Origin of the sequence: Aeromonas simiae, assembly GCF_014892695.1 — a bacterium.
GTDB lineage: Bacteria > Pseudomonadota > Gammaproteobacteria > Enterobacterales > Aeromonadaceae > Aeromonas > Aeromonas simiae.
Map to the genome: position 1 here is coordinate 1,385,192 of NZ_CP040449.1, position 13,344 is coordinate 1,398,535.

A 13,344-nucleotide genomic window follows, 5' to 3' on the forward strand; every position below is an offset into this window, starting at 1 on the left:
TGATGGGGATCAGAAATCGGGGAGGGAGGGGGACTGGGGGTTACGGATACGGCGTATCAGAACCAAACCGTAGAGATGGTAATGGGGCGCAGACGTAATCCCGTAGATACAAAACAGAGAAGACGCGAAGAAACGGGTAGACCATAGACTCAATACCCCGTCATTTCCAAATAGCCAACGCCTTTTGCGTCTCCCGAGACTAAGACCGCCCCCTCCCAGTAGTCAAAGCGTCCCGTCATGGCCTGATTGGGTTGGCGGGCTTTAATGACGAGCTTCAAATCGGCGGCTTCCAGTTGCCACTCGATGGGGTAGGGCTGTCCCTTGGGGCCGCGCCAGGTTTTACCGGGAGTGAGGACGATGGAGTCAGGCGACAGCACCCGGCTGCTGCCGTCGCGCTCAATCAGGATGCCGTAGCGGTTTTCTGGTTCAGTACGTCCTGATTTGGTGCGCAGGCGAAACAGCATCAGCTCGCGGCCATCGTCAAATTGCAGCGAAAACCAGTCCCAGCCCGATTGCCACTCGGCCAATACCGAGCTGCTCCACTCGTGATCGAACCAGCCCTCACCGCTGACGTGGCGGGTCTCCCCATCCAGAGTCAGGGTGCCGCTGATGGTCAGGCGCGGGTAGGAGTAGTAAAACGAGGCGTTGCCCGGGCTCTTCTCGCTGTAACCCGCTTTGCCTTGCAGCACCGCTGGCTTGGCGGCGCTCACCTTCACATCAAGATCCCCCGCCTTGCTCCGCACCTTGAGGGTGGCGGGAAAGAGCGATTCCCCTTGAGAGGTAAGCACCCACTCTTTCAGCCAATACTCACCGCCGCTGGCACCGGCGAGCCCTGGCCCCTGGCGGCTGGTGCGCTCGTCCTGCTGGTGGCTGCCTTTGCTCACATCCGTGATGGCGAACTGGGCCAGCCAGAGTTGAGGGGTGAGCCAGGGGTTCTCCGAGGTGATCTCCTGTTCAATGCCTTGGCGAAACAGGGTCCACTGCATGCCGTAGCCGCGCCCCTGCTCGTCTTTGAGGTTGCCGGTGAGATACCACCACTCGGAGCGGTAGTCGGGGTGGGCACCGTGATCCGCGGGCAGGTTGATGGGCTGGCCCGGCAGGGCCTTTTTGAAGTGATCGCTGCCGCCGCCCAGGATGGCGCCCAGATCGTTGGCACCGATCCCGGCGCCATACAGGGTACAGATCAGCGCCAGCGGCCAGATGATGGTTTTCATACCACTCTCCTTGCGGCGTACCAGGAGGCGAGCGCGCCACAGACCGGCGCCAGCAGGAGCGCCGTAACGGCGTGCAGGGGGGCGGCCTCGAAGGCCAGCCGCCAGCCAAAGGCGCGGGGGTTGACCACCTCGATCAGCACCCAGGCAAGGCCATAGCCCACCGGCAGGGCCAGCAGCGCCGTGAGCAGCCCCAATCCCGCCCCTTGCCACACCAGCAGCCGGCGGCAGTGGCGCGGGCCTACGCCCAAGCTTTGCAGGGTCTGCAACTCGCCGCGCCGGGCCAGCCCCAGCACCGTGAAGGCCGAGGCGATGCCAACGAAGGCGATGCCGAGGATCAGCAGTTTCAATAGCTCGGTCACCACGAAGGTCTGGTCGAACACCTTAAGCGCCGCGGCGTGGATGGCGGGGGCGGGCAACAGGTTCACCTGCTCCCCAAACTGGCCCCTGAGCCTGTCGCCAAGGCGCTCGGGATCTGGGCTGAAGAGGGCGAGGGATTGCACCTTGCCCCCTTCGAAGGCGTGCAGTATCTGCCCCTTGTCGCTGCCGTAATCCTGATAGACGCCGGTAACGGTAAGCCGCCTCGGCCCCCCTTCGCTGGTTACATTGAGGCGCTGGCCCACCTTGACCCCGAGGCGTACCGTGAGCGGTTCGCTCGCCAGCACCTCGTCGGGGGTGGCGGGCCAGCGCCCGGCCAGCAGGGGATAGGCAGCTTTGAGCTCGGGGATAAAGTCCATCTGCGCCCACTCGATGGGCTGCCCCTGCCAGCGGGCGGGGAGCACGGCGCGGCGCGAAGCGGCGCTCACCTCTGGCGCGGCGAGGATGGCGGTCAGGGTCTGCTCGCTCAGGGCGCCCTTGCGGCCCGCCACCCCCTTGGGGGCGGTGACATAGAGATCGGCAGCCAGACGCTGGCCGAGCCAGATCTCCACGCTTGAGCGAAAGCTCGACACCATGACCCCGATGCCGATGGCAGCCGCAATGGCCAGTTGCAGCGCCATCACGGCGATGGCGGTGCGATCGAGGTGATAGAGGGTTTCGGCCACCCCGAGCCGGGCGGTGAGGGGGCCGCGTGCACGCAGCCGCCCCAGCAAGGAGCGAAGGGCGTCGGGCAGGAGGAGGGCCATGGCGAGCAGCCAGCCTCCAGCCACGAAGAGGGCGCCGCCAAGCCCCGTTTCAGGCCGCCACAGACACAGGGCGCACAGCAGCAAGATGACGATGGCGAGCCCCCGGCGTTGCCAGGGATGAGCCGATGGGCGGCTGTTGCCTTCTCGAAGCTCAAGGGGGGATTGGCGCAGCAGTTGCCACCAGCCGGGGAGGTTGGCGGCCAGCGTGCCTGCCAAGCCGAGCACCAGCGCCTTGGCAAGACTCGCGGGGGAGAGGCGCAGCAGGTCGATGGGGTTGGGGCCATACAGATCGGCCAGCGCCTGGGTGAGCTGCCCCATGAGAGCAAGGGCCAGCAGGCTCCCCAGCAGCAGCCCGAGCAGGGAGCCGAGGGTGGCGAGGAGAGCGAGCTCCACAATGAGCCAGCGCAGCACCCGGCGCGGCGCCATGCCGAGGATGATGAGCTGGGCGAGCAGGGGGCGGCGCACGCTCTGCACGAAGCGCTGGGCGTTGAACACCAAAAACAATCCCACCGCCATGGCGAGCAGGGAAAGCGCCGTGAGGTTCAGGGCCAGCGCATCCCCGAGCTGGCTGGCATCAAGCGCCGGGCTAATGGGCTCAAGCCACAAGGGGGAAGCGGCGAGCCCGGCCTCTTGCGCGCCCTGCAAGGCGCGTTGCACGGCGGTGACCTCTTGCTCGCTGAGCTTAAAGACGATGCGATCGAGCCTTCCTGCCTTGCCAAGCAGGGGCTGGGCGAGGCCGATGTCGGTCACCAGCAGCCGCTCCATGGGGACGGCGCCGGGCTCGAAGGTACCCGCCAGAGTGAGGGTGAGGGGGCGCGGCCCCTCATCGCCCAGCTCAAAGGTTCGCGACTGGCCCGGTTGCCAGCCAAGGCGCCTGGCCTCGGGGGCCGCCAGCCAGACGCTGTCGACGCGGTTGAGGGCAACGTCAGGCCCGTTATCGGCGGCGGCACCGAATAGCCGGCGCAGGGGGCCGGGGTTGAACAAGTCCATCCCCAAGAGCTGGAAGCTGCGCCCCTGCTCGTCTTTGAGCCAGGCGTGCAGCTCTGGCATGGCGTTAAGGCTCGGTTGACTGCGAACCAGTTGCACATAGAGCCGTTCATCCAGCCCGCCCTGGGGGGCCAGTCGGTAGTTGGCCTCCCCGGCGAGCTGGCTGCGGGCGGCGACAAAGTTGGTGCGGGCGCTGTGGTTTAAAAGCTCGATGGCCACCACCAGAGTGACCCCCAAGGTAAGCCCGGCCAGGCTCATCAACAGCAGCCAGGGGTGGGCGCGATAGAGGCGCAGCAGCGCCTTGAGCGGCAGCATCAGCGGGCCCCTCGGCAGGCGTCAGCCATGGCGGCGCCCCTTGAGCTCGACCAACTTCCCCCCTTCTAGGCGCAGCACCCGATCCGCCAAGTCGCTATAGCCCGGGTTGTGGCTCACCAGCAAAAGGCCTGCGCCGGTCTCGCGTACCGCCGCCATCATCAGGGCCATCACCTGCTCGGCGTTGTGTTCATCAAGGCTCCCGGTGGGCTCGTCGGCGAGCAGCCAACGGGGCTGATGAATGAGGGCGCGGGCCAGCGCCACCCGCTGTCGCTGGCCGCCAGAGAGCTGCTCCGGCCAGGCGTGGCGCTTGTGGCTCATGCCAAGGCGCGCGAGCAGGGCATCGAGGCGCCCATCGTCTTGGGGCTGGTGGTTTATCTGAAGCGGCAGGGCGAGGTTCTCGGCCACCGTCAGGGTCGGCAGCAGGTTGAAATCCTGATAGACGATGCCGAAATGGCGCCCGCGCAGGCGGGCCCGCTCGTCGGCTGGCAGGGTGTCGAGGCGGGTCTCGCCGAGCCAGATCTCCCCCTCGTCCGGGGCGATGAGACCGGCGATGAGGCTGAGCAGGGTGGACTTGCCACAGCCGCTTTGCCCCAGCAGCAGACAGGTTTCGCCGGATCTGAGCGTGAGATCCAGCCCCTCAAACAGGGGGAGCGTCTCGCCGCCGTTCGCGAAGCGTTTACTGAGGTTGCGCAGGTTCAACATGGAGTAACCGATTGATGGTCAATGATATTGTCCGGTGGTTTACGCTATCACGGCCAGAAATGATCAACACCCCTCGTCGTTGATCAAACAGGCCAGTTAGTGATCACGGCTGCAAAACGGGGCAGGATCCTGTCTGGAACCCGCTCGTCAAAGCTGGGTAGAATAGGGCATCGTGGCACAGAGGATGGCAAGGATGTTACATAAGCAAGTCAATTTCATCGTCGATGGCAAGGGAAACAAGCAGGCCGCCGTGGTGCCCATCGACATCTACGAGGAGTTGATGGCGCTGCAAAGGGCCTTGTCTGATAGCCGTCCGGGGGAGCGCGAAATTTACCACTTCTCCGTCAAGGGCGCCGAGGCGCAAGGCTACCCGGTGGGCAAACGTCACAGCCCCGGCTTCATGGTGCTGGCCGGCTCCACCGCCAACGGCGAAGATGCCGCCTCACTGCGCGAGGCCGTGGTGGAGCTGCGCGCCGAGCTACTCGGCAAAGAGGTGCTGGAGCGCCATGGCGAAGGGTACCGCTTTACCCAAGATCACCTCTTCAACAGCCCGAGCCTGGCCGCCAGCTTGGTGGCCGGCAACAACCGCAGCGGCCTCGATGCCTGGCACAACAGCAGTGGCCATACCTTGAAGCAGTCGGGGTTTGGCAAAAAAGAGTAAGGATTAAGGCCCGAACATACCCAAAAGGGGAGCATCGGCTCCCCTTTTTGCTGGTGATAACCGCTTAACGGCGGGCCAGCAGCCAGTAACTCAGGGTAGCCAGCAGGCCGCAGCCGGCAATATTGAGGGCCATCGGCAGTGGCGAGGTGGGGGGCACCAGATTGACCAGTACACCCACCATGGCACCGACGCCAAAGCGCAAGGTGCCGGCCAGCGCCGAGGCGGTGCCGGCGGTCTGCGGGAAGTGGCCGAGCAGGCCGGTCATGGCGTTGGCCCCCACCAAGCTGATGTGGCCCACGTAGAGCACCACAGGGATCACCACCCCCCACAGGCCGCCGACACCGCTCCAACTGGTGTAGATAAGCAGCAAGCCGGCCAGCGGCAGCACGATGAGGCCGTAGCGCAGCATCCCCTCCGACCCCACCCCCTTGACCAGCCGGCTGTTGGCGAAGGTGACCACCATCATCAGCAGGATGTTGAGGCCAAACAGCCAGCCGTAGTGCTCGGTCGGCACGCCGAAATACTCGATGTAGACGTAGGGCGAGCCACTTAAAAAGGCGAACATGCCGGAGCTGGCGAAGGCCCCCGAGAGCACGTACCCCATGGCGCGCGGGTTGGTCAGCACCCCTGCGTAGTTACTCAGCACCCGCCCTAGGCGCAGGGGCTGCTTGTGCTCGGGTTTGAGGGTCTCGGGGATGGTGCAGCGCATTGCCAGGGCGATGGTGAGACTCACCGCCATCAGCAGCCAGAAGATGAGGCGCCAGCTGCCGTGGGTGGTGATGTAGCCCCCCATGATGGGGGCGGCCAGCGGCGCCAGGGTCATCACCAGGATGACAAACGACATGGCGCGCGAGAAGGCCTCTTTCTCAAACAGATCCCGCAGCAGGGCGTTGACCACCACAGAGCCGGCGGCGCCGCCGGCGGCTTGCAGCATGCGAAAGGCGAGCAGCTCGGCCAGGGTATCGGCCTGGGCGCAGCCCACCGAGGCGATGGCAAACATGATAAGGCCGGTGAGGATCACCGGCCTGCGGCCGAAACTGTCGGCAAGCGGCCCGTAGAAGAGCTGACCGACGGCAAACCCGCCCAGAAACGCGCTCACCGTGAGCTGGGCGCCGTCGATGCTGGTGGCGAGATCCCGCGCCAGCGAGGGGATGGCCGGCAGGTACATGTCGATGGCCAGTGGCGTCAGGCCGGCCAGGGCGCCGAGCAGCAGGAAGAGGTAACGATGAGAGGGGGTCATAAAACTCCAAATAGCCATTTCAAGGAAGGAGAGAGGGGCGCCCTTGCAGTGTAACAGTGAAGGGACTCAGCGCCGCCTGCTTTTGTGACGAGGGTAACACGCTGAGCCAGAGTGCGGGCTCGGCCGGCAGGCGTGAGAAGTGCCATACCTGCCCCTTTCCAGAGCTTGGCGCTGAGCGGCTGAGGCGGCAGGCGCCGCGTGCCAGCGCCCGCTCGGCATCGCCCTGATACCAGGCATCCACCACGGGCAGGGTGGTCTGCTCGCGGGCCAGCCGCACCCCCCAGTGGGTCACCAGCGTGTGACATTCACGGCTGGCCACGGTGAGCGCTTGCGCACTGGGGCTGGGGGCCGGCTGGCGCCAGCTTACGCCCAGCACCAGCAGAGCGATGATCCCCATGATGCGGGGCGGGGTGGCCGCGGCGACAAGCACGAGCGAGAGCAGGGCGAGCGGCGCCAGATGGCGGGCATTGTCCGGGTTTTGCGCCATGAGTGTCCAGCCAAGTAGGAGCCACCAGCTTGCCGCTATCGGCAGGCGCAGCGCCGGGGCAAGTTGGCTGGCACCGCGCCACAGGGGCCACAGCAGCAGGGGCCAAAGGGGGGTGAACTCGTGATTAAAGCGTAAGTACCAGCTCACCAGCCGGCTGGCGTGGGCGCTGGCGGTGTTGCCCCACAAGGTGAAGTGGCCACTGGTAAAGCGCGCCCCTTCGCTGAAGTAAGCGGCGCCGTCGGCCTGCCAGACAAAGGCGAGGCAGCCAAGGCCGACCAGAGCAAAAGGCAGCAGGGCGCGGCGCCAAGGGGCTTGGCCTAGCCCCCACGCCTTGGGCGGCGCCCACAATAGCCACAGGGGCAGCGCCATGAGTGCGGCGTACGAGGGGCGAAGGGCCAGCAGCAGCCCGAGTAGCAGGCCGGCAAGCGCGGCGCGGCCATGGGTGAGGGCGAGGAGCGCCGCCAGCCAAGCGGCCAGCGCTGGCCCATCCGAGAGGCCGGAGAGCGCCAGCGCCGGGGTCAGCGGCAGGGCCAGCAGGGCCAGCCAGAGCGGAGCCAGCAGGCGGGGCGCATCAAACAGGCGCACAGTGAGCCATGCGCCGAGCGGCGCAATAAAGGCGCTGCCAAGCAGGGCCGCCCACTGCACCGCCGCCTCGGGGGAGGGGGCAAACAGGTTGATTAAGCGCGCCAGGGCGATAAAGGCGGGGTAACCGGGAAAGTGGGGGGCGAACTCCAGCACGCTAAAGCGCACCACCCCGTGGGCAAAGTTGAGGGCATCGTCCGAATCAAGAGAGACGGGGTAGGTGAGTAACCACCCCGTCCAGAGCAGGTGCAGCAGGGCAAGTGGCAGCCAGGTGCGGCGCGTGACCCTTTCGCTCACAAGCGGGCGAGCGCCTGCATCAGGGCCGCTTCGGCCTGTTTGAAGGCGGCCTCGTCAGCTGGGGCGGCGCCCACCCCGAACACGCCGGGGTTGCCGATCGCCTTGAGGGCGTCACTGATCCCCTGATCGGCCGCCTTGCGCTCGGCCTCGCCCAGCGCCGGTAACACCAGATCGAGAAAGCGCTTGGATTTGACCACCAGCACCTTGGCGCTCTGGTAGTCACCGAGGTTTTGGCGCGCCCCTTCCAAGCGGCGCTCTATCTCGGCGCGGTAGGCGCGATTGAGCAGGGCGGTCACCTCGTCGCTGTTGCCCGCCGCCACGGCCGCCTTGAGCGGCGCGCGCAGGGCCACCTTGTGGTGTTCTTCGAGGTAGGCCAGCTCGTCGTCAATCTCATTGAGGCTCTGGGCGCCGTCGCTGCCTCCCTTGAGCAGCAGCTCGCGGGCGTCGATGAGCGGCTCCTTGCCGGCGGCGGCGTAGGAGTAGGCGAAGGCGGGATGGCTGGCCAGTAGCAAGCCGGCGAGCAGGGCTGCGCTGCGCAGTCGTCGTTGCATAGGGTCTCTCCTTGATAAGGGATCAGGCCACGCTCTGGGTTTCGATCACCGTGTTCTCGTTGCGATGATTGAAGATGGCGTGGCGCCTGTCTATTCCGTCCACCACCATGTCGGCGGCCATCAGTCCCATCTCCATGGCGGTGTCGGTGAAGATGTAACGAAATGTCCCCTGCCGCCCGGCCATGATGAGGTTCTCTATCGGCATCAGGGCCTGGATGGCGCGATCGCGCCGCGCCTGGTAGCCGAGATCCATCAGGGGATAGGCGTATTCGCTGCGCGCCTCGAACGTCTCATGGCCGAGGCGGGCCGTGTCGACGCCGAGGCTGGCCAGATCCCGGCTCACCCGCTGGCGCAGCGCTGGCAGGGGGGCATTCCAGGTCTCATCGCCCACGTTGCAGGGGATCTCCAGCATGACCGAACTTTTACCGGCCGGTGCCATGAAGGGGCTGCGCCGGCGCGGCTCCTGCAAGCGGGTGGCGAGAATGTGCGGATCCGAGAGGTATTGCCAGGTGTTGTCTGACAGGTTCTCTTGAGCCAGCGGCATGTTCACAAAGCGCAGGCTGCGGTAGTGCAGATCGCACGGTACGCCCAGATGCGCGCAGGTAACCGGCAAGGGCAGGGTCGAGATGACCCAATCAAACGCCTGCTCGCAGGGGTTGCCGCCTTGCTCCCAGCGCACCCGGCTCAGGCGGTTGCCCTCTCGCACCAGCCCGGTGACCTTGGCCTGGGTGATGAGGGTACACCCCTCGGCGACGAGCCGCTCGCCAAGGCGGGTGTAGATCTGGCCAAAGCCCAGCCGCGGGTAGCGGTACTTGCGGGCGTAGGTGCGCACCGACACGCGCCCTTGCCGGCGTGGCAGCAAGCGGCGCGCCACGTCTTTGAGATCGATAAGGCTGATGCGCTGCCCGGCCCAGTCGGCGGAGAGGCGCGCCGGATCTATGCCCCACAGCTTGCCGGTGTAGCCTTCGAAAAATTGGCGATAGAGGGTGCGGCCGAAGTGGGCCTGGATCCACTCAGCAAAGCTGGCCTTGGCAAAATCCCTTGGTTTGTGGGCAAAGGGGAGTAGCAGCAGATCTTTTAGCGCCCCGGCCATCAGTGGCAGCGGCGCGGTGCGCAGCAGGTTGCCAAGGCTCAAGGGGTAGTCATAGGTGCGCCCGCCAAAGCGGATCACGCTCTTTCGCTCGGCGTGCAGCAGATCATCGCCCATCAGCTCGTCGATAAAGGCGAGCAGCTCGGGGTTTTTGGTGATGAAGCGGTGGCCGCCGTAATCGAAGCGGTACTCCCCCTCCTGACCCTGAAAGGTCTGGGTGGCGCACATGCCGCCCACGGCGGCCTCCTGCTCGAGCAAGGTGACGTGAAAACCGGCCTGTTGCAGGCGCCAGGCGGCCATCAGGCCGGCCGGGCCGCCGCCGAGGACGGCGACCCGCTTGGGGGGGTGTGATTGCATGAAACGATACTCAGGCGCCGAGTCGGCGCGCGTGTTGACGATAACCCCGATGCCACAGGGTGATGAAGATGAGCAGGTACGCGCCCCACACCGTCAGTTGCAAGCCGGCCGGTGAGGCGTTGTAACCAAACAGGGCGCGCAGGAAGGTGCCGAACACCCCCTGATCGTCGAGGATGTGGCTGATGTTAAACACCGGCTCGCGCCAAACGTCGATCACCCCGGCCGCTTGCAGCATGTTGATGGCCGATGAGAGCAGCCCGGCGGCGATGATGATGATAAGCAGCCCGCTCCAGCGAAAGAAGGGGGCCAGCGCCACCTTGCGGGTGGAGCGCAGCAGCAGCCACACCAGCGCCACCGAGAGCAGCAGGCCGGCCAGGGCGCCGGCGAGCCCGGCGCCCAGCTCCACCCCTTGCCCCGAATAGAGCAGGGCCGAGAAGAAGAGCACGGTCTCAAACCCCTCGCGCATCACGGCCAGGAAGGCCAGGAAGGCGAGGCCAAACACGTTGCCGCTGCCCACTGCTGCATCGATGCGGGCGGTCATGGCCCCCACCTGTTGCTTGGCCTGCTTTTGCATCCAGATGGCCATGTAGGTGAGCACTAGGGTGGCAAAGAGCAAGATCCCCGCCATCAGCAGGTGGTTGTAGCGCTCGCTCTCGAACTGGCTCACCACCACCTGAAACAGAAACGCCACCACCAGCGAGGCGATCAGCCCCACCGCGACCCCCAGATAGATGAAGGGGTTGTAGCGGCTGGCCCCCAGCTTGGCGAGGTAAGAGAGGCAGATGCCCACCAGCAGGAAGGCTTCGAGCCCCTCGCGCAATGTGATGAGAAAACTTGCAAACATCAGGACTCCAGTGTCAGTTGCAGGCGGTTCAGGGTCACGATCGGCGGCTCGGGCAGGGCCGGCTCGGCCGCGCGCACCGCATCGCTCACCCACTTCGGATAGGTACGAAAGTTAAGCTTGATCTCGACATGCAAGGGGCCCGTCACGCCCGCCGGCAGCGGATAGCGCTCGTCGCGCCACCCCTTGGCGGGGATGCGGGTATCGTCCAGCAGCGTGGCGTAGCGCCAGAACTTCAGCCCCACCGGCTTGCCATCGGCATCACCGAACACCTTGCGAAACATGCGGGCCTCCTCTGGCACGGCCCCATCGACCGGCTGGCCGCTGGCAAGCACGATCTGGCCGGCGGCATCCTTGACCGTCAACTCGAGCCACAGCTCGCGAAAATCGGCGACCCCGGTTGGCAGGGCGTGGCCGGCGCCGACGTTGCTGACCCGCACCACCAGATTGCCCGCGTCCAGATGGGCGCTGAGCGCCGCGCTGGATTTGAGCAGGGCCAGGCTTTCGGCCTCGAGCTGGCCATTGCGCAGCCCCACGAGCTGGTGCTGGGCGCCGGTAAAGTTGTGGCGGTAAAGGCGCGCCTTCTGCGGCCCGTTCTCGGTGGAGCGACCGGGTACCGCCGCCCCACCGTTGCCGGGCTCGGGGCTCATGTGGCAGTCGATGCAGGTGCGCCGCTCCTCCATTTGAGCGCTGGTGGCATAGGGGGAGCTGGCCCACTCCTCCCAGGTGTTGACGATGTTGGCGCCGCTGCCGGGGGCGAACTCGTTGTGGCAGCTCTTGCACAAGGCGGCATCGCGATAGAAATCCTGCTGATACGACGCCTTGTGGGCTGCCGGGCGAGCGTTGATCTGCCGCTCGGCCAGCCAGTGGCGCACGCTCCCGCCCGGGGCATCCTCAAAGACGTAACGCTCACGATCGTTGAGATTCACCGTGACGGCGGCGTTGCCGCCGGCGTCTTCGAGCCGGGTGATGCGGTGGCAGAAAAGACAGCCAGTGCCCTCTTCCACCACGCTCTCGCCCGCCTGATGGGCGGCGATGAGCGAAGCTCCCCCCTTTTCTAACATGTGGCTGGTGGCGGGCAGCGTCTTTTGCCCCGTCAGCACCTGCTGGGGCATGTGGCAGCCTTGGCACCATTGGCCAAACTCCTCGCCCTCACTCTCGCGCGCCAACGCTTGCACCACCTTGTAGTAGGGGTGGGAGTTGCCCATCAGGCGGTGGTTGGAGTCGCTCCAGTCGGCGAAGGCCTCGGCGTGGCAGTTTTGGCAGGAGGCGGAGTTGAGCCACTGCTTCGGGTGGCTTAGCGGCGCCTTGTCCGGGCGGGTGCGCGGCGCGTCGAGGCGCAGCCAGGTAGCCAGATAGGGCAGGTTGCCGTCGTGGGTAACGAAGGCGTGCAGATCTTCCATCATGGCCTTGACCTCGGGCTGCGGACGAGCCGGGTCGACCGGCTCGGCTCCATCGCGGGGATCATGGCCCATGCCCCCCTGGGTCTGCTGACTCATGCGCAGGTATTCGCCCACCACATCCCCGGCCACCATGTTCATCAGGTTGGCATGGCCGTTCACCGCATTGGTCGCGCTGCGCTGGCGGTGCGACGCCATCAGCGCGCGGTTGGTGAAGTTGAACCCATCGAGGTGACAGGAGTTGCAGCTCATCCAGTTATCCCCCGCCATGGGAAAGCGCGGGTTGGCAGCGGTGTTGCCCAGATGAAAGAGCCGCTCGCCGCGCACCAGCGCCGCCGGGCGCGGATCGCGCGTGACCAGCTTGGCGAAGTGGGGCACATCCACCGTGACCCGGGCAAACGGGGCTCCGCCACCGGTGGCAAGACGGGTGAGATCCTGGCCCATGGCGTTGTGCACATAAATGTGCTCGCCATCGAGCAGCAGATCGCGCGGGTTCTGCCCCGGCAGGTGGCGCAGTAGCTGGGTCGCCTTGGCGCCGCCCTGGAACTTCTTGCGCCGGTGGCGGTTGCTGTTTTGCTTGCCGCTGCGCGAGAGATCAAACACCAGCAGATCCTCCGAGCCCGCCAGGGTCACGAACACCTTGCGCCCATCCTGAGCGAAGCGGGCCGCGTAGGGGTTAGAGACAATCTGGCTGCGGTTGCCCACATTGGGCAGATTGATCTGCAAGAAGAGCTGCTTGCGCTCCTCCACCCGCTCGCGTTGGCTGTCGAGATCGACGATGGAGATGGCCGGAAAGACGCTGCTTTGGAACTGGAACGGGTGGTTAAAGCTCCACAGCACATGAGGCAGCCAGGCCTCGCGCCCATCCGGTGAGAGCGCAATCGAGTCGAGCAGGCGTGGCAGCCCTTGCGAGTCGGTGGCGGTGTCGCTGCGGGTCTCGGCCAGGGTGATGACGGTCGGGGCCGGCAGAGCGGTGATGGGGTGGGGGCCGAGGGCATAGATGGAGAGCTGCCCCGTCATGGCGTGGGTCACCAGCAGGCGGCCATCGTCGGTCAGCGCCAGCCCGCGCGGGGTCTCCAGCGTGGGGGCATCGAGCACCCGTTCCCCCGCTTGGTCATAGGCTTGCAGCCGGCCCGCCTCGAACAGGGTGACCCAGTACCAGTTGCGCTGCGGGTCAAACAGCACCCCGTAGGGGCGATGATCGGTGTGGATGGTGCGCTTGAGGGTCAGATCGCTTCCCAGCAGCAGCAGGCGATCGCCGCTGTGATCGGAGACCAGCAGCTGGCCATCGCGGCCTTGGGCGAGCTGGCGCAGATCGCCCCCCAAGGTGGCCTCGGCCAAGAGGCGCCCGTCGGCCTTGGCCACCCGGCTCACCGAGCCGGCCGCTAGGTTGGCGCTATAGAGGGTATCGGCATCCCCAATCAGGCCGGCGCTCATGGTCTGGGCACAAAGGGAAGAGGCAAACAGCAGGGCTAGCAGGGAAAGCAGCATTCGCATGG

Annotated in this window: 10 protein-coding genes; 1 reads left to right on the forward strand and 9 read right to left on the reverse strand. The window is 66.0% G+C overall.

Annotated elements, in window-relative coordinates:
• Positions 1-149: 149 nt before the first annotated feature.
• Genes FE240_RS06530 through FE240_RS06540 form a run of 3 tightly spaced genes read right to left on the reverse strand, consistent with a single transcriptional unit; the run spans position 150 to position 4,339 of the window.
• Positions 150-1,214: a lipocalin-like domain-containing protein gene (locus FE240_RS06530; protein WP_193003860.1), complete on the reverse strand. Its 1,065-nt coding sequence runs from the start codon at positions 1,212-1,214 to the stop codon at positions 150-152.
• Positions 1,211-3,637, reverse strand: coding sequence for an FtsX-like permease family protein (locus FE240_RS06535; protein WP_193003861.1), 2,427 nt, complete (start codon positions 3,635-3,637; stop codon positions 1,211-1,213). The genes FE240_RS06530 and FE240_RS06535 overlap by 4 nt, the downstream gene beginning before the upstream one ends.
• A 21-nt stretch (positions 3,638-3,658) precedes the next feature.
• Entirely contained in the window at positions 3,659-4,339 is a 681-nt protein-coding gene (locus FE240_RS06540; protein ID WP_193003862.1) for an ABC transporter ATP-binding protein, read from the reverse strand.
• Positions 4,340-4,532: 193 nt separating this feature from the next.
• On the opposite strand from FE240_RS06540, the gene FE240_RS06545 reads away from it, so the two are divergent.
• On the forward strand, positions 4,533-5,000 hold the full coding sequence (locus FE240_RS06545) for a DUF4357 domain-containing protein (protein WP_042046270.1): 468 nt from the start codon (positions 4,533-4,535) through the stop codon (positions 4,998-5,000).
• Between the two features lie 64 nt (positions 5,001-5,064).
• Here the strand turns inward: FE240_RS06545 and FE240_RS06550 are convergent, their stop codons facing one another.
• The 6 genes from FE240_RS06550 to FE240_RS06575 are packed head-to-tail and all read right to left on the reverse strand — an operon-like array spanning position 5,065 to position 13,342.
• Positions 5,065-6,240, reverse strand: coding sequence for a Bcr/CflA family multidrug efflux MFS transporter (locus FE240_RS06550; protein WP_193003863.1), 1,176 nt, complete (start codon positions 6,238-6,240; stop codon positions 5,065-5,067).
• 19 nt (positions 6,241-6,259) lie between these two features.
• Positions 6,260-7,606 carry a hypothetical protein gene (locus FE240_RS06555; RefSeq protein ID WP_226799032.1) on the reverse strand — a complete coding sequence of 449 codons (1,347 nt, stop codon included), beginning with the start codon at positions 7,604-7,606 and terminating at the stop codon, positions 6,260-6,262.
• Positions 7,603-8,157 (reverse strand): hypothetical protein, encoded by a 555-nt coding sequence (locus FE240_RS06560; protein ID WP_193003864.1) that lies wholly within the window; start codon positions 8,155-8,157, stop codon positions 7,603-7,605. Before FE240_RS06560 ends, FE240_RS06555 begins: the two co-directional genes overlap by 4 nt.
• 22 nt (positions 8,158-8,179) lie before the next feature.
• A complete protein-coding gene (locus tag FE240_RS06565; protein ID WP_193003865.1) occupies positions 8,180-9,604 on the reverse strand; it encodes an FAD-dependent oxidoreductase in 1,425 nt (474 codons plus the stop codon).
• Between the two features lie 10 nt (positions 9,605-9,614).
• Positions 9,615-10,448, reverse strand: a complete 834-nt coding sequence (locus tag FE240_RS06570; protein WP_193003866.1) for an FTR1 family iron permease — start codon at positions 10,446-10,448, stop codon at positions 9,615-9,617.
• Complete coding sequence (locus FE240_RS06575; RefSeq protein ID WP_193003867.1) at positions 10,448-13,342, reverse strand: hypothetical protein; 2,895 nt, start codon at positions 13,340-13,342, stop codon at positions 10,448-10,450. The genes FE240_RS06570 and FE240_RS06575 overlap by 1 nt, the downstream gene beginning before the upstream one ends.
• Positions 13,343-13,344: the final 2 nt, after the last annotated feature.